This window comes from Streptomyces sp. NPDC028928, from assembly GCF_055564915.1.
Genome location: NZ_JBVHVI010000003.1, coordinates 444395 through 464525, shown reverse-complemented (window position 1 = coordinate 464525; position 20131 = coordinate 444395). Strand labels below are relative to the sequence as shown.

The 20131-nt window shown below is 71.6% G+C and carries 15 protein-coding genes, 1 tRNA gene and 1 riboswitch; of the genes, 3 read left to right on the top strand and 13 right to left on the bottom strand.

Annotated elements, in window-relative coordinates:
* Positions 1-95 precede the first annotated feature (95 nt).
* Positions 96-179: transfer RNA gene (locus ACZ4U1_RS11170), tRNA-Leu, on the bottom strand.
* Between the two features lie 391 nt (positions 180-570).
* On the opposite strand from ACZ4U1_RS11170, the gene ACZ4U1_RS11165 reads away from it, so the two are divergent.
* Entirely contained in the window at positions 571-1371 is an 801-nt protein-coding gene (locus tag ACZ4U1_RS11165) for an ABC transporter ATP-binding protein (protein ID WP_467902134.1), read from the top strand.
* Complete coding sequence (locus ACZ4U1_RS11160) at positions 1371-3899, top strand: ABC transporter permease (RefSeq protein ID WP_467902132.1); 2529 nt, start codon at positions 1371-1373, stop codon at positions 3897-3899. Before ACZ4U1_RS11165 ends, ACZ4U1_RS11160 begins: the two co-directional genes overlap by 1 nt.
* A gap of 106 nt (positions 3900-4005) precedes the next feature.
* Here the strand turns inward: ACZ4U1_RS11160 and ACZ4U1_RS11155 are convergent, their stop codons facing one another.
* The gene (locus ACZ4U1_RS11155) at positions 4006-5298 is read right to left on the bottom strand and encodes a class I SAM-dependent methyltransferase (RefSeq protein ID WP_467902282.1); all 1293 of its coding nucleotides are present in this window, start codon (positions 5296-5298) and stop codon (positions 4006-4008) included.
* Positions 5299-5599: 301 nt separating this feature from the next.
* On the opposite strand from ACZ4U1_RS11155, the gene ACZ4U1_RS11150 reads away from it, so the two are divergent.
* On the top strand, positions 5600-6262 hold the full coding sequence (locus ACZ4U1_RS11150) for a hypothetical protein (RefSeq protein WP_467902130.1): 663 nt from the start codon (positions 5600-5602) through the stop codon (positions 6260-6262).
* Positions 6263-6364: 102 nt separating this feature from the next.
* On the opposite strand, the gene ACZ4U1_RS11145 is transcribed toward ACZ4U1_RS11150, so the two are convergent.
* The 11 genes from ACZ4U1_RS11145 to ACZ4U1_RS11095 form a co-directional block, all read right to left on the bottom strand.
* Positions 6365-7744: an NAD(P)/FAD-dependent oxidoreductase gene (locus tag ACZ4U1_RS11145; protein ID WP_467902128.1), complete on the bottom strand. Its 1380-nt coding sequence runs from the start codon at positions 7742-7744 to the stop codon at positions 6365-6367.
* 445 nt (positions 7745-8189) lie between these two features.
* The gene (locus ACZ4U1_RS11140; protein ID WP_467902126.1) at positions 8190-9131 is read right to left on the bottom strand and encodes a Ppx/GppA phosphatase family protein; all 942 of its coding nucleotides are present in this window, start codon (positions 9129-9131) and stop codon (positions 8190-8192) included.
* Positions 9128-9664, bottom strand: coding sequence for a DUF501 domain-containing protein (locus tag ACZ4U1_RS11135; RefSeq protein WP_467902124.1), 537 nt, complete (start codon positions 9662-9664; stop codon positions 9128-9130). Before ACZ4U1_RS11135 ends, ACZ4U1_RS11140 begins: the two co-directional genes overlap by 4 nt.
* 48 nt (positions 9665-9712) lie before the next feature.
* Complete coding sequence (locus ACZ4U1_RS11130) at positions 9713-10189, bottom strand: FtsB family cell division protein (protein WP_467902123.1); 477 nt, start codon at positions 10187-10189, stop codon at positions 9713-9715.
* A 119-nt stretch (positions 10190-10308) separates the two neighbouring features.
* On the bottom strand, positions 10309-11598 hold the full coding sequence (gene eno / locus ACZ4U1_RS11125; protein ID WP_467902121.1) for a phosphopyruvate hydratase: 1290 nt from the start codon (positions 11596-11598) through the stop codon (positions 10309-10311).
* 308 nt (positions 11599-11906) lie between these two features.
* Positions 11907-12590, bottom strand: coding sequence for a transglycosylase family protein (locus ACZ4U1_RS11120; protein WP_467902119.1), 684 nt, complete (start codon positions 12588-12590; stop codon positions 11907-11909).
* A 4-nt stretch (positions 12591-12594) separates the two neighbouring features.
* Positions 12595-12770, bottom strand: a riboswitch (cyclic di-AMP (ydaO/yuaA leader).
* A 183-nt stretch (positions 12771-12953) separates the two neighbouring features.
* A complete protein-coding gene (locus tag ACZ4U1_RS11115) occupies positions 12954-14021 on the bottom strand; it encodes a transglycosylase family protein (RefSeq protein WP_467902118.1) in 1068 nt (355 codons plus the stop codon).
* 168 nt (positions 14022-14189) lie between these two features.
* Positions 14190-15461 (bottom strand): cytochrome P450 family protein, encoded by a 1272-nt coding sequence (locus ACZ4U1_RS11110; RefSeq protein ID WP_467902117.1) that lies wholly within the window; start codon positions 15459-15461, stop codon positions 14190-14192.
* Entirely contained in the window at positions 15458-18301 is a 2844-nt protein-coding gene (locus ACZ4U1_RS11105; protein WP_467902116.1) for a hypothetical protein, read from the bottom strand. Before ACZ4U1_RS11105 ends, ACZ4U1_RS11110 begins: the two co-directional genes overlap by 4 nt.
* A 42-nt stretch (positions 18302-18343) precedes the next feature.
* Entirely contained in the window at positions 18344-19345 is a 1002-nt protein-coding gene (locus ACZ4U1_RS11100; RefSeq protein ID WP_467902115.1) for a nucleoside triphosphate pyrophosphohydrolase, read from the bottom strand.
* 88 nt (positions 19346-19433) lie between these two features.
* Complete coding sequence (locus ACZ4U1_RS11095) at positions 19434-20084, bottom strand: SurA N-terminal domain-containing protein (RefSeq protein ID WP_467902114.1); 651 nt, start codon at positions 20082-20084, stop codon at positions 19434-19436.
* Positions 20085-20131 lie beyond the last annotated feature (47 nt).

Sequence of the window (20131 nt, the reverse complement as noted above, 5' to 3'; positions counted from 1 at the left end):
CTGACGTTCGGGCGTGAGTCTCCGACCACACGGGCCCGCTGTCAACGGTCGTGCGGCGGATCGGGAAGGAATGAGGAAGGACGAGGGGAGGAAGGTGCCCGGAGCCGGACTTGAACCGGCACGCCCGCGAAGGGGCAGCGAGGTTTAAGCTCGCCGTGTCTGCATTCCACCATCCGGGCAGGCCATGGGCTCCGCTTCGAGGTTCGAGCCTATCGGGAGCCATCCCCCGAACAGCGGAAGGGTGGACCGATGTTGTCTTATTTTATTGACGTCTGAGGGTGCATCAGCCGCCGGAACGCGCCATCCGCACTTGCCAATAGCGTGACGTGAGGGCTTTGCGCGCGTACGTGAAATGACGGAATTTCACCGTCCGAACGAGGGCGTTCCACCTGTTCTCTGCACGACGGGAGTCAGGGTCGCCCGTCCTCCCCAGGTATGACACCGGGCCGCTCCGTCCGACCCGAGTCGCCCTCCGGAACCGGAACAGCGACTGACTACACGCGTGCTCCGCGCCGGGACGATGGATCGGTCCCCAACGAACAGACGTCGTACCGACAGGAGCGCCCTCCCGTGACCACCACACCCACCGCCGGCCGGACCACCGCCGTGGCCGCACGCGCCACGGAGCTGTCGAAGATCTACGGGCAGGGTGAGACCCGGGTGGTCGCCTTGGACCGGGTCTCCGTCGACTTCCGGCAGGCCGAGTTCACCGCGATCATGGGCCCGTCCGGTTCCGGCAAGTCCACGCTGATGCACTGCGTCGCCGGTCTGGACACCTTCTCCTCCGGATCCGTCAGGATCGGCGACACCGAGCTGGGGTCGCTGAAGGACAAGCAGCTCACCAAGCTGCGCCGGGACAAGATCGGCTTCATCTTCCAGGCGTTCAACCTGCTGCCCACGCTGACCGCCCTGGAGAACATCACCCTGCCGATGGACATCGCCGGCCGGAAGCCGGACAAGGCGTGGCTGGACCAGGTCATCCAGATGGTCGGACTGTCCGGACGGCTCGGCCACCGGCCCTCCCAGCTCTCCGGCGGCCAGCAGCAGCGTGTCGCCGTCGCCCGTGCCCTCGCCTCCCGGCCCGAGATCATCTTCGGTGACGAGCCGACCGGAAACCTGGACTCCCGCTCCGGCGCCGAGGTCCTCGGCTTCCTGCGCAACTCCGTGCGCGAGCTGGGCCAGACCGTCGTCATGGTCACGCACGACCCGGTCGCGGCCGCCTATGCCGACCGGGTGATCTTCCTGGCCGACGGGCGCATCGTCGACGAGATGTACGGCCCCACCGCCGACTCCGTCCTCGACCTCATGCGCCATCTTCCTGGGGGGAACCCCCAGACCCCCGAGTTCGACGCGAAGGGCCGTACCAGCTGATGTTCCGCACCGCCCTGCGCAACGTCTTCGCGCACAAGGCCCGGCTCCTGATGACCGTGCTCGCCGTCATGCTCGGCGTCGCGTTCGTCTCCGGGACGCTGGTCTTCACCAACACCATCTCCGACGCCTACCAGAAGAGTTCCGCCAAGGGCTTCGACCGGGTCGACGTCGCCGTACAGCCCGAGTACCAGGACTCCGAGGGCAACAAGGTCGGCAGGACGCCCCAGTTGACCCGGGCCCTGCTCGACAAGGCCGCCAAGGTCCCCGGCGCCGCCTCCGCCACCGGTGTCGTCACCGGCTTCACCGCCGTCGCCGACAAGGACGGCAAGCTCGTCGGCGGCGACTGGCAGTCCGCCGGCGGCAACTACTGGGGTGCCAAGGACCCCCGTTACCCGCTGGTCAGCGGCCATGCCCCGCGCAACGGGCACGAGGTGGCGATCGACTCCGCGACCGCGAAGCGGACCGGCTACCAGGTCGGCGACACCGTGCGCCTCTCCGTCGACGGCCCGGTCCTGACGCCCACCATCAGCGGCATCTTCACCACCGACGACGGCAACGTGGCCGCGGGCGGCAGCCTCACCCTGTTCGACACCGCGACCGCGCAGACCCTGTTCGGCAAGAAGGGCACGTACGACGAGATCGACGTGCAGGCCGCGCCCGGCACCAGCCAGGCGGCGCTCAAGGCCGAGCTGGACAAGGCCCTGCCCGCGAAGCTGGTGGACACCACCACCGGCGAGCAGCTCGCCGACGACCAGGCCCAGATGATCTCCTCGTCCATGAGCGGCCTGAAGCAGATGCTGCTGGTGTTCGCCGGCATCGCCCTGTTCGTCGGCACGTTCATCATCGCCAACACCTTCACCATGCTGGTCGCCCAGCGCACCCGCGAACTGGCCCTGCTGCGGGCGGTCGGCGCCTCCCGCCGCCAGGTCACCCGCTCGGTGCTCATCGAGGCGTTCGCGGTCGGCGCGGTCGCCGGTGCGGCCGGTCTGGCCGCCGGTGTCGGCATCGGCGCGGGCCTGCGCTCCCTGCTCAGCTCGCTCGGCGAGACCGTGCCCGACGGGCCGCTGGTGATCAGCCCCGGCACGGTGGTCACCGCCCTCGCGGTCGGCATCCTCATCACCATGCTGGCCGCCTGGCTGCCCGCCCGCCGGGCCGCGAAGACACCGCCGGTCGCGGCGATGAGCAGCGTCCACGCCAAGGCCACCACCAGGTCGCTGGTGCTGCGCAACACGCTGGGCGCGCTGTTCGCGGCAGCCGGCATCGCGGTGGTCCTCGCGGCCACCTCGATGGACGCGGACGCGGCCCAGGGCCCGATGGGCATCGGCGCCGTCCTGCTGATCATCGGCGTGTTCATCCTGACCCCGCTGCTGTCCCGCCCGCTGATCGCCGCCGCCGCGCCGCTGCTGCGCGCCTTCGGGGTGTCGGGCAGGCTGGCCCGCCAGAACTCGGTGCGCAACCCGCGCCGTACCGCGGCCACCGCCTCCGCGCTGATGATCGGCCTGACCCTGATCACCGGCATGACGGTGATGGCGGGCAGCCTGCAGACGTCCATCGACAAGATGGCCAGCTCCGCGATCCGCGCCGACTACGTCGTCTCGATGGCCAACCGCGGTCCGCTCTCCCCCGAGGTGGAGAAGAAGCTCGCCGCCGCCGACGGGGTCACCGACAGCAGCCCGCTGCGCAACGGCGAGTCCCGCATCGACGGCGACACGGAGTGGCTGACCGGCGTCGACGGCGCGGCCATCGGCAAGCTGACCGACCTGAAGGTGACCGACGGCTCCTTCACCGTGGGCGGCACGCGGGTCGTCGTGGACGAGGACCGGGCCAAGGCGTACGGCTGGAAGGCCGGTTCGCGCTTCACCGCGCACTTCGAGGACGGCAAGGCGCGGCGGCTGACGGTCGCGGGGGTCTACGAGGGCAACGACATGTTCAACGGGATCATCCTCGACAACAAGGTGCTCACCCCGCACCTGGCCGACCCGGCCGACATGCAGGTCATGGTCAAGACCGCGGGCGGCGCCTCCGACGCGGCCAAGGACAGGCTGGAGAAGACCCTCGGCTCCAACCCGGCGATCAAGGTCCAGGACAAGCAGGACATCTCGAACGAGATCGCGAAGATGTTCACCCTGATACTGAACATGGTCTACGGCCTGCTCGGCATGGCGGTGATCGTCGCCGTGCTCGGTGTCATCAACACGCTGGCCATGTCCGTCTTCGAGCGGGCGCAGGAGATCGGCATGCTCCGCGCGATCGGCCTGGACCGCCGGGCGGTCAAGCGGATGGTCCGCCTGGAGTCCCTGGTGATCTCCCTGTTCGGCGGGGTGCTGGGCATCGGCCTGGGCGTGTTCTTCGGCTGGGCGGCCGGCGAGCTGCTGGGCACCAAGATGCCGACGTACGAGCTGGTGCTGCCCTGGGGCCGGATGACGGTGTTCCTGCTGCTGGCGGGCACGGTCGGCGTCCTGGCCGCGCTGTGGCCGGCCCGCCGCGCGGCCCGGCTGAACATGCTGACGGCCATCAAGGCCGAGTAGGGCTGAGCAGGGCCGAGTAGGGCCGAGGAGACGGTCGTACGACGGTGAAGGGGGCCCCTCGGGAAGGGGCTCCCTTCTGCCGTGGCCCTGGCAGCCCTACCGCTGCTCAGCCGTGCCAGGTGCGCGGGCGCAGCGGGAGGCCGGAGGCACCGGACTCGGGGGTGCGGACCGCGAGGACCTGGTTGACGCCGATGCGGTTGCGTTCGAAGGCGAGCGCGGAGGCGGCCATGTACAGCCGCCAGACCCGGGCCCGGCCGGGGCTGGTGAGCCGGACCGCGCGGCCGAAGTCGGACTCCAGGTTTTCGACCCAGCGGCGCAGGGTGCGGGCGTAGTGCTCGCGGATGGACTCGACGTCCCGGACCTCGAAGCCGGCCCGTTCCAGCTGGGTGACGGTGGTGCCGATGGGGGCGAGTTCGCCGTCCGGGAAGACGTAGGAGTCGATGAACGGGTCGACCTCGTACGCCGACTCGTCGCGCTGCGGGCGGCGGGCGATCTGGTGGTTGAGCAGCCGGCCGCCGGGCTTCAGCAGCTCGTGCAGCCGGCGGGCGTACTCCAGGTACCGTTCGGCGCCCACGTGTTCGGCCATGCCGATGGAGGAGATCGCGTCGAAGGGGCCGTCCGTGACGTCCCGGTAGTCCTGGACCCTGATCTCCACCCGGTCGGTCAGCCCCTCGTCGGCGACCCGCTTACGGGCGTACGCCGCCTGCTCCTGGGACAGCGTGACGCCGACGACGCTCACGCCGTACTCGCGGGCCGCGTGGATGGCCATGGAGCCCCAGCCGCAGCCGACGTCCAGCAGCCGCTGACCCTCCCTCAGGCCCAGCTTGGCGCAGACGAGTTCGAGCTTGTCGCGCTGGGCGGTCTCCAGGGTCCCGGCGTCCTCCCAGTAGGCACAGGAGTACACCATGGACGGGCCGAGGACGAGCTCGTAGAAGTCGTTGCCGACGTCGTAGTGATGGCTGATGGCCCGCCTGTCCGTGCGGCGCGTGTGCAGGTTCCGGCGGGGCCTGCGGATCTCCTCGCGCGGCGGGGCGGGCGGGATCGGCGGGCCGGCCAGTTTCAGCAGCTCGCGGGCGGCGGCCCGGACACCGGGGTCGCGCATGGCCTGGACGAGGCCGGGGGCGTCCTCGCCGCGCTCCCAGACGAGGCCCGCCATCACGTCGAGGGTGGTGTAGAGGTCGCCCTCGATCTCCAGGTCCCCGGAGACCCAGGCGCGGGCGAGGCCCAGCTCGCCCGGTTTGAACAGCATGCGGCGCAGGGCGCGGCGGTTGCGCACGACGAGCGCCGGCGCGTCCGGCGGCCCGTCCTGTGATCCGTCCCAGGCTTTCAAGCGCACCGGGAGCGGGGCTCCCAGCATCTGCTCGGCAAGACTCCTCAGCCGCCGCGCGGCGTCGGCCATGGCGCACACCTCCGTCTTGAGACGTCTCACACCGTCTACCGGAAAACGATCGCCTACGGCGTGGTCATTCCCCTCCGTGTGCGGATGCCGACACTCCGCGGCCATGTCGCCCGGCACTCCGCCGCCCCATCACCCGTGCGGCGGGGGCGGACGCGCGGGGGCGCGGAAGTGTGCGCCGTACGCCCTCCCGGGTCAAGTCCCGAGTTCGCGTGTCACGGGAAGCCGGGGCATGACCCACCCCCGGGCGCCGGGCCCTAATGGAGACATCCCCACTTCCCCTCTTCCAAGGATGTGCATCCCGATGACCCGTCTCTCCCGCTTCCAGCGCCTCACCCTCCTCGCCGCCTCCACCACGGTGATCACCGGCGGCGTGCTGCTGCCCGGCACCGCGTTCGCCGCCCCGGCGCCGCAGACCGCGGCCGTCGCCGAGGCCGCCGCGCAGTGGACGCAGACCACCGACTCCCCGAGCGGCATCTCGGTCCAGCTTCCGGGCAAGGCCCAGGCGGACAAGGCGACCGAGAACGGGGTGAACAGCCGCTCCTACGTGGTGCAGACCCCGTACGGGGCCATGGGCTTCGGCGTGGACGACGTGCCCGGCACGGATCCGTCCGCTCCCTGGGACCTCAAGGGCAGCCTCAAGGCAGCCGTGGACGGCTACAACACCGACTCCAAGTCCTCCGACGACGTGCTGCGCAGCACCGATGTCAAGGAGGGCGTCACCGCGGACGGCCACCGCGAACTCAGTGCGGAGCTGACGGCACCCGACGGCACCCAGGGCCACATCCACCTCATCGACCAGGGCAAGTACCTGGTCACCGTGGTCACTCTCTCCATGGACGGCCACCTGGACCAGATGGACCGCGACCACCAGCGCGCCCTGGACAGCGTCAAGGTGCCGGACAACCACGCCGGGCAGTCCGCCGACCGCGCCGACCGGTCCAGCGAGGCCCCGCGCTCCGTCTGACCGACGCGAGGACCCGCGGTGAAGGACCGCGCACAGCCCGAAGGGGCCGCCCGCACCACGGATGGCAGGCGGCCCCTTCGGGCTGTGCTGGTGGACCGGAGGTCAGGAGGCCTTGGCCTTCTCCTCGGACTTGCTCGCGGCGACCGGCGCCGGCTTGGCGGCCTCGTAGAACTCCTCGCGGGGGTTCTCCATGGCGCCCAGCGACACGACCTCGCGCTTGAGGAACATGCCGAGGGTCCAGTCGGCGAAGACGCGGATCTTGCGGTTCCAGGTCGGCATCGCCAGACCGTGGTAGCCACGGTGCATGTACCAGGCGAGGCGGCCCTTGAGCTTGATCTTCATCTTGCCCATGACGATCATCGCCACGCCCTTGTGCAGGCCGAGACCGGCGACCGCACCCTTGTTGGCGTGCTCGTACTCCTTCTGCGGGAAGCCCCGCATACCGGAGACCACGTTGTCGCCGAGGACGCGGGCCTGGCGCAGCGCGTGCTGGGCGTTCGGCGGGCACCAGGCGTTCTCGTTGCCCGCCTTGCGGCCGACGAGGTCCGGGACCTGCGCGTTGTCACCGGCGGCCCAGATGTAGTCGGTGCCCTTGACCTGGAGCGTGGGCTCGCAGTCGACGTGGCCGCGCGGGCCGAGCGGCAGACCGAAGCGGGCGAGGGCCGGGTTCGGCTTGACGCCGGCCGTCCACACGATCGTGTTGGCGTCGACCTCGAGGCCGTTCTTCAGCACCACGTGACCGTCGACGCAGGAGTCCATCGAGGTGGAGAGGTAGATCTCCACGCCCCGGCTCTCCAGGTGCTCCTTGCCGTACTGGCCGAGCTTGGGGCCGACCTCGGGCAGGATCTTGTCGGCGGCGTCGACCAGGATGAAGCGCATGTCCTCGCGGGACACGTTCTTGTAGTACTTGGCGGCGTCCCGGGCCATGTCCTCGACCTCGCCGATGGTCTCCGCGCCCGCGAAGCCACCGCCGATGAAGACGAAGGTGAGCGCCTTGCGGCGGATCTCCTCGTCGTTCGTGGAGTCGGCCTTGTCCAGCTGCTCCAGCACGTGGTTGCGCAGGCCGATGGACTCCTCGATGCCCTTCATGCCGATGCCCTGCTCGGCGAGGCCGGGGATCGGGAAGGTGCGGGAGACCGCGCCCATCGCGATGACCAGGTAGTCGAAGGGCAGCTCGTACGCCTCGCCCACCAGCGGGGCGATCGTGGCGACCTTGCGGTCCTGGTCGATGGTGGTGACCCGGCCGGTGAGGACCTCCGCCTTCGGCAGCACGCGTCGCAGCGGGACGACGACGTGGCGAGGGGAGATGTTGCCGGCGGCGGCTTCGGGGAGGAAGGGCTGGTAGGTCATGTACGACCGGGGGTCGACGACCGTGACGGTCGCCTCGCCGTAGCGCATCTTCTTGAGAATGCGCCGAGCTGCGTACAGGCCTACGTACCCACCGCCTACTACGAGGATCCTGGGACGCTCCGTGGTGCTCATGCCATCGAGTATCCACCCGCCATCGGGGGGTCGCTCGTGCGCCCCTTCACAAGGTCTGACAGGCCCTGTGTTAAACTCCGCGGCCCGCGTGACGCAGGTCATGCGGGCGAGGGGGAACCGCGGGGCGCTTCGCCCCGTTGTCAAGGCCGCGTGAGCTGCCTCTCCGGGTCGCCGGGGTGACCGTGAGGGCGTCGTGACACCCCCGGAACAACCCCCTCCGGGCCCCTCCCGCGCCCTTCATCTGAACATGTTCAACCGGCTCTTGACCCCCCGGAAGGGCCCATGGGCCCCATTCCGGGGTCCGGCGGGAGGGAATTCCTTGTGAAGAACTTCACGAACTTTTCCGCGCCGACATGACCAAGGGCCCCTCAAGGGGGCCCCGGACGCCGCTCAAACGGTATCCAACCTGCTCAGCAGTTGACTACCAGCGAGTAACAAAAGAGAGCTACGCCACCGACCAGGCGATGCCGTCGAGGATGTCGTGCTCGCTCACCACGACCTCCTCCGCCCCGATCCGCTCCATGATCGCGAGCAGGACGAGGGCACCCGCGCCGATGACGTCGACCCGGCCCGGGTGCATGGACGGGACCGCGGCGCGCTCGGCGTGCGTGGAGTGCAGCAGCCACTCGGTGATCTCGCGGACCCGGTCCCGGGAGACCCGGGAGTGGTGGATGCGCGCGGAGTCGTACTCGGGCAGCTCCTGGGCGATCGCGGACACCGTGGTGACGGAACCGGCGAGGCCCACCAGGGTGTGCGCCTCGCGCAGCGGGACCGTCCGCTCGGCGAGGTCCAGGGCGGCCTCGATGTCGGCCCTCATGGCGGCGATCTGCTCCTCGGTGGGCGGGTCGCTCACCTTTCCCTCGTGCACCAGGTGCCGCTCGGTCATCCGCACGCAGCCGACGTCCACCGACCGGGCGGCGCGCACGTGGTCGTCGCCGACGACGAACTCGGTGGAGCCGCCGCCGATGTCCACGACCAGGTAGGGCCGGGCCAGGTCGGTACGGCCGGTGAGTTCCTTCGTGGCGCCGGTGAAGGAGAACTCGGCCTCCTGGTCGCCGGTGATGACCTCCGGCTCGACCCCGAGGATGTCCAGCACACCGCGCACGAAGTCGTCCCGGTTCTCGGCGTCGCGGGAGGCGGAGGTGGCGACGAAGCGGAGCCGCTCGGCGCCGTACTCCTTGATCACGGCCGCGTACTCACGGCAGGCCGCGAAGGTGCGCTCCAGCGCCTCGGGGGCGAGCCGGCCGGTGCGGTCGACGCCCTGGCCGAGCCGCACGATGGTCATCCGGCGGTCCAGCTCGGTCAGTTCGCCCGTCTCCGGGTCGGCGTCGGCGACCAGCAGACGGATGGAGTTGGTGCCGCAGTCGACGGCGGCGACGCGGGTCACTGCCGGTCCCCCTCGGTCTCGTCGGACGTCACGCACGCGCCCTTGCGCCACCACTCCGGCAGCATCGCCAGGGCCTCGTCGCCGAGCGGGTTCACGCCCGGGCCGGCGGCCAGGGAGTGGGCGACGAGCACGTGCAGGCACTTCACCCGGTCCGGCATGCCGCCCGCGCTCGGGAAGCCCCGCAGGACCTCGATCTCGTCGCGGCGCCGGATGTAGTCCTCGTGCGCGGCCCGGTAGGCGGCGGCCAGCTCGGGATCGCGCTGCAGCCGCTCGGTCATCTCCTTCATCACGCCGTTCGCCTCCAGCGTGCCGATGGCGGAGGACGCCTTCGGGCACGTCAGGTAGTACAGCGTCGGGAAGGGCGTGCCGTCGGGCAGGCGCGGCGCCGTCTCCACGACGTCCGGCTGACCGCACGGGCAGCGGTGCGCGATGGCCCTCAGGCCCCGCGGCGGGCGGCCCAGCTGCTGCTTGAAGGCCTCTACGTCCGCGTCGGTGGGCTCGGTGCGCGGAGTGGGCGGCGGAGGCGTTTCCATGACTGCTTTCAGGGTGGCTTTCTGTCGGTTACCGGCCCGGCGGACCGGTCACTGGTCGGAGGCGTCGGACTTGTCGACGCCGTCCCAGACGTTCGCGTACCAGGGCCGGTGGGCGGCCCCGAGGTCGGCGCGGGACTTCCTGGCCGCGCCCGGGTCGATGACCACGTACCCGGTCTCGCCCGGCCTCACGTAGTGCAGCCGGCGGCGGATCTGCTGCTCGGCGTAGGCGTCGTCCTGCCAGCGCGCCTTCAGGTCGCGCAGCTGCTCGACCCGCTGGCGGGCCTGCTCCCGCTGCCGCTGGAGGTCGGCGATCTCCGCGCGCTGGGAGACGTACTGCCGCATCGGGTAGGCGAGGGCGACGACCAGGGAGCAGAGCACCAGCGCGAGCAGCGCCGCGCGGCCGGTGAGCCGCGAGCGGCGGGCCTGCCGCTTGGTCTGGGAGCGGTAGACCCGGGCGGCCGTCTGCTCGCCGAGCAGCCGCAGCCTGGTCGCGGTGGAGAACCGGTCACGGTCCTTCACTGCCATCTTCCCCGCCTCCCGTTCACACACGCGCGTACGTCCCCGGACACGGTACGGGACCGGGTACGGGGACGTACGTACGACTGGCTAAGGCTTAGCCCAGGTTGGCTCAGCCCTTGCTGTGCCTACTGGTTCGCAGAGCGGAACCGCGGGAAGGCGCTGCGGCCGGCGTACACCGCGGCGTCGTCGAGGATCTCCTCGATGCGCAGCAGCTGGTTGTACTTGGCGACGCGCTCGGAGCGGGCCGGGGCGCCGGTCTTGATCTGGCCGCAGTTGGTGGCGACGGCCAGGTCGGCGATGGTGACGTCCTCGGTCTCGCCGGAGCGGTGGGACATCATGCACTTGAAGCCGTTGCGCTGGGCCAGCTCGACGGCGTCCAGGGTCTCGGTCAGCGAGCCGATCTGGTTGACCTTGACCAGCAGGGCGTTGGCGGCGCCCTCCTCGATGCCCTTGGCCAGGCGCTCGGGGTTGGTGACGAACAGGTCGTCGCCGACGAGCTGGACCTTGTCACCGAGCTGGGCGGTGATGGTCTTCCAGCCCTCCCAGTCGTCCTCGAACAGCGGGTCCTCGATGGAGACCAGCGGGTACGCCTCGACCAGCTCGGCGTAGTACTCGGTCATCTCGGCGGCCGTGCGGTTCTTGCCCTCGAAGACGTACGAGCCGTCCTTGTAGAACTCGGACGCGGCGACGTCGAGGGCGAGGGCGATCTGCTCGCCGGGGGTGTAGCCGGCCTCCTTGATCGCCTCCAGGATGAGGTCGAGGGCCTCACGGTTGGAGCCGAGGTTCGGGGCGAAGCCGCCCTCGTCGCCGAGGCCGGTGGACAGGCCCTTGTTCTTCAGGACCTTCTTCAGGGTGTGGTAGACCTCGGTGCCCCAGCGCAGGGCCTCGGAGAAGGACTCCGCGCCGATCGGGGCGATCATGAACTCCTGGATGTCCACGTTGGAGTCGGCGTGCGAGCCGCCGTTCAGGATGTTCATCATCGGCACCGGGAGCAGGTGCGCGTTCGGGCCGCCCAGGTAGCGGAAGAGGGGCAGGTCGCTGGCCTCGGAGGCGGCGTGGGCGACGGCGAGCGAGACGCCGAGGATGGCGTTGGCGCCGAGCGAGCCCTTGTTGTCGGTGGCGTCCAGGTCGAACATGGCCTGGTCGATCAGGCGCTGCTCGGTGGCGTCGTAGCCGACCAGCTCCGGGCCGATCTGCTCGATGACGGCGAGGACGGCCTTCTCGACGCCCTTGCCCTGGTAGCGGTTCGGGTCACCGTCGCGCAGCTCGATGGCCTCGAAGGCGCCGGTCGAGGCGCCGGACGGAACGGCGGCACGACCCGTGCTGCCGTCGTCGAGGCCGACCTCGACCTCGACCGTGGGGTTGCCTCGGGAGTCCAGGATTTCCCGGGCTACGACGACGTCGATGGACGGCACGAGCATCTCCTTCTTGGATGTGACGCTGGAAGTGCGGGGCTGGTGTGCCTTGCGCCTAGAGCCTAACCGTCCCGGGGGCGTCGGCCACCGACCGACCGTCCCGTGGACATGCCGACGGTACCTTTTGTTTCTGCCCGAAACAAAGGGGGGCGGGGCACTCCGGGCAGAAAAAACCCCGCCCCGGTGCGTACGGGGGAACACGCACCGGGGCGGGGGGCCCGTGGGGACGGGGGGTGGCCCGCACGGGGTCCGGGGGGCCTGCACGGAGGCCGTGGGGGCCTGCACGGAGGCCGTGGGGGCCTGCCCGCTTACTTCAGGTGGAGCTGCTGGCCCGGGTAGATGAGGTTCGCGTCCTCGACGATGTCCTTGTTCAGCTCGAACAGCTTCTCCCAGCCGCCCTTGACGCCGTGCTTCTCGGCGATGGTGCTGAGGGTGTCACCCGCGACGACCTTGTACTCGCCGTCGCCCTTCTTGACCTTCTTGCCGGTCGGGGTGGTGACGGTCTTGCCCGCCGACGGGGCCGTCCGCGTGGTGGAGCGGGAGGCGGACTGCTCGTCGGTGGAGCGGGTGGTGGTGCTGGTCGAGGCCGAGGGGGCGCTCGGGGCGGAGCCGTTGTACGGGGTGCTGGACAGGCCCGTGCCGCAGACCGGCCAGGCGCCCTTGCCCTGCGCGGCGAGGACCTTCTCGGCGACGGCGATCTGCTGCGACTTGCTCGCCTTGTCGGCGGTGGCGGCGTACTGCGTGCCGCCGTACGCGGCCCAGGTGGAGGCGGAGAACTGCAGACCGCCGTAGTAGCCGTTGCCGGTGTTGATGGACCAGTTGCCGCCGGACTCGCACTGGGCGACCTTGTCCCACTCGGCGGAGGTGGCGGCGGAGGCGTTGCCGGCCGCCATCAGCGGGGCGGCGACGGCCGCGCCGGTGACACCGGCGAGCGCGAGGACGCGGGTGGCCTTGGACGGACGGCGGTGCTTGCCCTTGCCGGTAAACAGCATGGATCGATCCCCTCACCGACGCCTGCGAGGTGAGCTGTCGGGTTCGGGCCGGTTGAGTTGCCCGGCCGCGCTCCCGCTTGCGCGGAAGTCGCGGCTTCACCCCCAGCCGGTTCCAGCCTCAACTGCTGGTCCCGGCACTTACCTTGGGTCCCCCGCTCCTGCCTACGGCGCTTGACGCGACGACTGTTCCCGGGCAACCGCTGGCAGGATTCGGCGTTGCGGATGCCGGGGCTCGCGGTGACGAGCGGCCTTGACCGTAGACACGCGCCGCGCGGAATTTCAAAGACGATCAGGGCTTCTGAGACTCATCCCACACTTTCGCCAAACCGGACATTACGGCGTTAAGTGGGGCGTCAACTACCGCTACTTCGCGCCCGTTTCACCCACGACGTCCAGTGTCTGACCGGCGGTGATGCGGTTCGGGTCGGACCCGATGGCCTTCTTGTTGTCCGCGTAGAGCGCGCGCCACCCGCCGTCGACGTCAAGGGAGTCGGCGATGGAGGCGAGGGAGTCGCCCTGACGGACGGTGTACGTGTCCGTTCCGCGCGATGCGTGCCGACCCGAAGAGTTGGGGTTCTGACCGTTTGTCACGCTTTCGTCCGCGCTCGCCCCGCGGTGGCGTCCGCCACCGAGGGCGCCGGTGTCGACCAGGCTCCAGGAACCGGCGGCCTGCTGCGGGTTGTTCTCCACGCCGGCGTCCGGGGTGGCCGTGGGAGAGCTGTCGGCCCCCTGGGAGTCCCCGGTGCCCGGCGTGGTGGACTTGTCGGACTTGGGGGTGTTGGTCCCCGTGGAGCCGGTGTCCGTACCGGCGTCCTTGCCCGGCTTGCCGCCCGGCGTGGTCGCCGGGTCCGTGGAGGAACCGGCGCCGGAGCCGGAGTCGGCGTCGGATCCGGTACCGGTGGAGGACGGCGAATCCGGCGAACCGGACGTGCCGGACCCTTCGGAGGTGTCGGAGCCGCCGGAGGTGCCGGACTTCTCGGGCGATCCGGACGAGCCGCCCGAACCACTCTCGTCGTCGGAGCCGCCGACGCCCGTGTCGACGTCCACGGAGCCCGAGTCGGTGGTCAGGCCGGACAGCAGGGCGCAGGTGGCCCACGGCGTGGTGCCCTTGTCGGCGAGGATCTTCTCGGCGACGGCGATCTGCTGGTTGCGGCTGGCCTGGTCGGGGCTGGCCGCGTACTGCCCGCCGCCGTACGTGTTCCAGTCCTCCTGGGAGATCTGGAGGCCGCCGTAGTAGCCGTTGCCGGTGTCCGCGCTCCAGGAGCCGCCGCTCTCGCACTCGGCCACCTTGTCCCACGTGCCGCCGTCGGCCGCGCTGGCGCTGGCCGCGCCGAGGAGCGGGATGGCGATGGCGGAGCCGGTCACTCCGGCCGCGACGAGGAGCGCCGGGGCCTGACGGGGGCGACGGTGTCGACCGTTCCCGGAGAGCATGCAGAAGCCTTTCGAGCGACAGCAGGGCCGGCGCGGCGGATGGAGCCGGTCGCCGCGCTGATGGGTGAACGTATCGGCAGACGATCACTTGTCACAAGTTCATGCCGCGCAGATCACGTGAAGATCACAGAGTTGAACGTCTGTCATCTTCCTCTGCAGGGCCTGTGTTCAGGCGGTGGGCGTGAACTCGACCGGCAGCGTGCGCAGGCCGCGCATGATGAGTCCGCCGCGCCAGCGCAGCTCGGCCGGATCGGCGGCGAGGCGCAGGTCGGGCAGGCGGGTGAGCAGGGTGGCGAGCGCGGTCTGGCCCTCCAGGCGGGCGAGCGGCGCGCCGAGGCAGTAGTGGATGCCGTGGCCGTAACCGAGGTGCTGGTTGTCGCGGCGGCCGAGGTCCAGCACGTCCGGGTCGGCGAACCGCTCCGGGTCCCGGTCGGCGGCGGCGAGGACGACGAGCACCGGATCGCCCGGCGCGATGTCCTGCCCGCCGATGGTGAGCGGCTCGGTGGCGAACCGCCAGGTGGCCAGCTCCACCGGGCCGTCGTAGCGCAGGAGTTCCTCGACCCCCGTTTCCAGGAGCTCCCGTTCGCCCCGGGCCAGGGAGTTCTGCAGCCGCGCGCGCTGGTCGGGGTGGGTGAGCAGGGCGTAGGTGCCGTTGCCGATGAGGTTGACGGTCGTCTCGAAGCCGGCGAAGAGCAGGATGAAGGCCATGGCGGCGGCCTCGTTCTCGGTGAGGTGCTCGCCGTGGTCGGAGGCGCGGATGAGGCCGGAGATCAGGTCCTCGCCGGGCGTGGGCGCGGCGGGCAGCGCCTCGCGCTTCTTGTGGATCAGCTCGGCGAGGTAGCCGCGCATCTTCTTCACCGACCGGGCGACCCCGCCCCGGGGCCCACCGCCGTGCCGGATCATCATGCCCGCCCAGTCCCGGAAGTCGTCCTGGTCCTCGCGCGGGACGCCGAGCAGGTCGCAGATGGCGTAGATGGGCAGCGGGAAGGCGAACTCGTGGATGAGGTCGGCGGAACCCGTCTTCGCGAACTGGTCGATGAGGTGGTCGGTCAACTCCTGCACCCGGGGCGCGAACTCGGCGACCCGCCGGGGCGTGAACGCCTTGCTGACGAGCCTCCTGAGCCGGGTGTGGTCCGGCGGGTCGATGTTCAGCAGATGCGTCATCAGCTCGGCCTTGCGCTCGCCCGGGATGCCCGTCTTGCCCTTGGCGTGCTCGGGCTCGTCGTGATGCGCCGGGTTCTTGCTCAGCCGCTGGTCGGCCAGGGCCTGCCGGGCGTCGGCGTACCGGGTGACCAGCCAGGCCTCGACCCCGCTCGGCAGCCGCGTCCGGTGCACGGGGGCGTGCTCGCGCAGCCAGGCGTACGCCGGGTAGGGGTCGGCGGCGAACTCCCAGGTGAAGAGAGCGGGAGCGGGCTGATCGGGGCGGTGCTGCTCGGTCACTCCTCGACGGTATCCGGCTCACCGGCGGAGATCCGACCGGGTGAGTGACCGGGGGGTTGGTCGGGGGGCTGACCGGGGAGCCGGTCGGCCGCGGTGCGCGTGGGCGGCTGGCCGGAGAGCCGGTCGGCGGACTCGTCGGAGAGCCAGTCGGGGAGCCGGTTGGTGGGCTGGTCGGTCACGGACCGGGTGGGTGACCGGCCGGGTGACCCGCCGGAAAGCTGACCCGGGAGCCGGTTGGTGGGCTGGTCGGCCACGGACCGGTCAGGTGACCCGTCGGAAAGCTGACCCGGGAGCCCGCTGGCGGGGTGGTCGGCCACGGACCGGCCGGGTGACCGGTCGGAAAGCTGGCCGGAGAGCCCGTCAGGGACCTGGCCCGCGAGGTCGGCGGGCTGGTCCTGGCCGGGGAGCCGGGCGGGGGGCTGGGCGGGGGGCTGGTCCGGGGGCGGGGGGAGGGCCGGGGAGAGGCCCGGTGGGTCTGCGGCGGTCGCCTTGCGGAGCCATTCCTCGGCCTCCGCGTCCCTGCCCCGCTTGCGCAGCAGCTGGGCTATGTACCGCTCGGCGTACACGGCCCCCCGCTCATGCCCCGTGAGATACCAGGAAAGCGCCTCCTCGTCCCGGCCGAGGAACTCCAGCGTGACGCCGAGGTTCACCATCGCCGAGGCGTCGCCGCCCTCCGCCGCCTGCCGGTACAGCGGCTCCTTCTCGGCCTCGGCGGCCTTCTTCACGTTGGCGAGGAAGACGCCGAGGTCGTTCGCGGCGCGCGGGTCACCCCAGGCCGTGGCGTAGCGGAGCCATTCCTCCGCCTCCTGCTCGCCCCATCTGCCCAGCAGGCTCCCGAGGCTGCCGGCGACCTCCCGGTGACCGGCCGCCGCCGACCTGCGGTACCAGCGGACCGCCTCGTCCTCGTGTCCGGGTCCCACCAGCATGTCGCCCAGCTCGTGCGCCGCCGCGCCGTCGCCCGCCTCGGCTGCCGCCCGCAGCCACCGCTCGGCGCGGGCCCGGTGGATCCGGCCGAGGCGCAGCGCGGCCGCGGCGACCCCGGCCTCCGCGGCCACCTCCAGATAGGGAACCGCCTCCTCTTCCTCTTCGTTCCACAGCAGGATCATCGCGATGTCGGCCGCCGCCTCCGGGTGGCCCGCGTCGGCCGCGCGGCGCAGCAGGGACAGCCGCTCCTCGCCGCGGGTGTGCCGCGCGAGCTGGAACATCACCTCCGCGTCCGCGGCCTCGACGCGTGCGCGCAGGGCCGCGCGGGCCGCGCCGAGGATCACGCCGTGGTCCAGCGGCGGCCCGGACTCCGCCTCGTCCAGCAGCGTCCACCACACCCCGTCCGGCACCGGCTCCAGGTCCTCCGACGCCAGCGCGTGGGCGACCAGCGCCCCGTACGCCCGCCAGGTGTCCTGCTCCTCGCCGGCCACGACCAGCCCGGAGACGCCGAACATCGGTGTCGTCGCCCAGTCGACCGCCTCGTCGAGCGACTCCTGTGCCGCCGCTTCACCGACCTCCGGTCCGTACCGCGCGAGCACCTGGGTGAGCAGCCGTTCCGACACCGCCGCCGTGACCCCGCACCGGGCGACGTCGACCGCCGCCCGGACCAGTAACCGTCCCAGCGGGTGCTCCTGCCGGGTCCCCGGCCGCCGCCACTCGTCGAACAGCAGGTGCCCGACCGCGAAGTACGACCCCACCCCCTCCCTGCCGCTCCACATGTACGCCGGGTACGCCCGCGGGTCGTCCCGCGCCGACAGCCGCGCCAGCTCGGCCTCGCTCCACTCGCGGCGCAGCTCCACCGTGCGGGCCGCGGCGACGACCCGGTCGCCGGAGGCGGTCCCGGCGCGCCGCCGGTAGTACTCGGCGGGGCGCATCGTGGCGAGCACGACGGCACCGAGGTCGTTGAGCCGCCCGAGCAGCCGCAGGTCCAGCCGGCCCGGGCCGAGGTGCTCGGTCAGCTCGTCCAGCCAGACCACGTATCTGCCGGGGCTGCCCCGCAGCGCGGCCACCAGGGGGCGCAGGTCCTCCCCGGGATCCGGCGCGTACACACGGTGGCCCTCCAGGGAGCGCACGGCGTGCCAGGCGGTGTACGACGTGCCCGCGTACGGCTCGCCGAGGACCAGCACCAGGCTGGGGCGGGCCAGCAGGGCGCGCAGCTTCTCGTCGCAGTCGCGCGGCACGTACGGCGGCACGTCGGGCAGCCCTGGCACCGGCCGCGTCGGCCACACCCCGAACTCCAGTGGTCCCACGCCGTCGGCCGGCCGCCACTCCGCCGGCACCGGGGCCGTGCCGTAGTGGTGGTGCTGCACCCCGACCGTGGGTCCGTGGAAGGTGCCGTCGCGGAAGTCGACGTGGTCGCCGGTGCCGCGGGGGTGGTCGCCGGGCTGTCCGGGTGCCTGCGCTCGGGGTGCGGGCTCCTGGGGCGCGGGCTCCTGGGGTGTCCGCTCTTTGCGTGGCTGCTCTTCGGGTGCGTGTTCTTCTGTTCCGGGCTTCTCGGGTGCCTCCTCCGCGGTGTCTTCGGGTCCGGGCGTTTCGAAGGCGGCGGCGAACGTCGTGCCGGGGGTGCGGAGGGTGGTGCCGGCGGATCCGGGGCGGGTCGGCGGGGAGGCCGTGCAGGGGGCCGTGGCGACTTCCAGCAACTCCTCGAACTCGTCCGGGTGTTCGCCGCGCAGCAGAACCAGGGAGGCGAGCTGGAGATGGCTCGTGAGCCGGTCGTCGCCCCACCGGGTCCAGGCCTCCGCCGCATAGGCCATGCCCGCCCGCGCCAGCGCCTCCTCGACCCGCAGCGCCACGGCCGGTGAGCGGCGGACTGCCCCCAGCAGCGCGCGCCTCAGCTCCTCCAGCTCCGCTGTCACGCCGGCCCCCACGCCTCGCACCCGCCCGTCGGGGCAACGGTACTAAGCTGACAGCCCCTCAGCAGCCCGTATCGCGTCCCGGTACACCCGTGCCGCCGCCCGCAGGGCCGCCTCCGGGTCGACGCCGGACGCCTCGGCGCGGACCGCCAGCGCCAGCAGTTCGTACCCGATGCCCTCGCCCTCGGGCAGGGGCACCGCCAGGCCCGCCGTACGGGTGCGGGAGGCGAGCTTGGCGGCGAGGGCCAGGCCGGGCTGGCCGAGCGGGACGCCCTCCGTGACCGAGGTGCGCTGCTTCTCCTCGGCCTTGGTGCGCAGCCAGTGTTCCTTGACGTCCTCGGGGGTCTCGGCCTCCTCGTCGCCGAAGACGTGCGGGTGCCGGTGGATGAGCTTGGCGACGATGCCGCCGGCGACATCGTCGATGGAGAACGGCGCGTCCGGGTCCTCCTCGGCGATCCGGGAGTGGAAGACGACCTGGAGGAGGACGTCGCCCAGCTCTTCGCGCAGCTCCGCGCGGTCGCCGGCCTCGATCGCCTCGACCAGTTCATAGGCCTCCTCGATGCCGTACTTCGCCAGGCCCTCGTGGGTCTGCCGGGAGGACCAGGGGCACTCGGCGCGGATGCGGTCCATGACCTGCACGAGGTCCAGCAGGCGGGCGCCGGGCAGGTCGTAGGAGGCGGGGAGCAGCTCCAGCTCGGGCATGGCGACCCGGCCGGAGCCGGCCAGCCGGGCGAGGCCGTCGGTGAGCGCCGGCTCGCCCTCGCCCGTCGCCACGACCACCACGGTGCGCCCGCCGGCGCAGGCGTCGACCAGCTCCTGCGCGGTGGGGGACGCCTCCGCCACCGCTATCCCGGCCTCGCGCAGATACGGCAGCTGCGGATGGGCGCCGTCCGCGCACAGCACGGCGTCGGCGGCGCGCAGGGCCTGCCAGGCGGGCCAGGACAGCAGGCCGGGCGCGACGCGGTGGCTGGTGGTGAGCAGGACGATGCGGCCGGGGGCGGCTTCCTGGCGGGCTTCGGCGCGGGGTTCGGGGCTGGTTTCGTTCACGATCCGAACGTAACCCACGGCGCGAGGCAGCGGATCTGGTTGTCCACAGGGCCGAGAGATCCTGGGATCACGTGATCGTATGACCGGTCTACGCCGACACCGGCAGCCCGCCGGCCGTCGTGACCTCCCGCACCCACGGCGTCTCGGCGTCCACCCGGCTGCTCTTCTGGACGTCCCAGGAGCCGTAGCGCGGGTTGAGGTCGACGCGGAGTTCCTCGGACGCCTTGGACAGGGCTTTCCAGAAGGCGGGCCGGCTGGTGTCGGTGCCGAGCTTCTCGGCGAGCTTCTGCGCCTCCAGCTGCAGGCGCAGGTTGTCGTCGAGGCGGGCGGGGGCGATGCCGTACTTCTGCAGCCAGGCCGTCTCCAGTCCCTTGCTGCCGCCGGCCTGCCGCTCCAGGTCCGCGCGCATCTGCTGGATCTCCTTGCGCGTGACCGAGATGCCCTGGTCCTGCGCGGCGCGGTGCAGCACCCGGTCGAGCACCATGTTGTGCAGGGTGTCGCGGGTGAGACTGCTGGTGGAGGAGACGACCTGCTGGTACTGCGTCTCGTCCGGCACCGTGGCCCGCTGGGCCCGGCGTACCTCGTCGACCCGGTTCTCCAGCTGGGCGACGGTGATCCGCTGCCCGCCGACGACGGCCGCGGCGCCCGGATGCGCATCGTTTCCGCAGGCGGTCAGCAGGGGTGCCGCGGCGGCGATCGCGGCGGTGAGGACGAGCGCGGTGCGACGGCGGCGGTGCAAGGAGACCTCCAGGGGAGATTGTGCGACGGTGCACAAAGTCTTGCGGT

Coding starts and splice junctions, on each gene's coding strand:
- ACZ4U1_RS11145 (WP_467902128.1), bottom strand. CDS start 7,744: ATGAGCACCACGGAGCGTCCCAGGATCCTCGTAGTAGGCGGTGGGTAC.
- ACZ4U1_RS11155 (WP_467902282.1), bottom strand. CDS start 5,298: ATGGCCGACGCCGCGCGGCGGCTGAGGAGTCTTGCCGAGCAGATGCTG.
- ACZ4U1_RS11130 (WP_467902123.1), bottom strand. CDS start 10,189: ATGGCAGTGAAGGACCGTGACCGGTTCTCCACCGCGACCAGGCTGCGG.
- ACZ4U1_RS11135 (WP_467902124.1), bottom strand. CDS start 9,664: ATGGAAACGCCTCCGCCGCCCACTCCGCGCACCGAGCCCACCGACGCG.
- ACZ4U1_RS11115 (WP_467902118.1), bottom strand. CDS start 14,021: ATGCTCTCCGGGAACGGTCGACACCGTCGCCCCCGTCAGGCCCCGGCG.
- ACZ4U1_RS11120 (WP_467902119.1), bottom strand. CDS start 12,590: ATGCTGTTTACCGGCAAGGGCAAGCACCGCCGTCCGTCCAAGGCCACC.
- ACZ4U1_RS11160 (WP_467902132.1), top strand. CDS start 1,371: ATGTTCCGCACCGCCCTGCGCAACGTCTTCGCGCACAAGGCCCGGCTC.
- ACZ4U1_RS11150 (WP_467902130.1), top strand. CDS start 5,600: ATGACCCGTCTCTCCCGCTTCCAGCGCCTCACCCTCCTCGCCGCCTCC.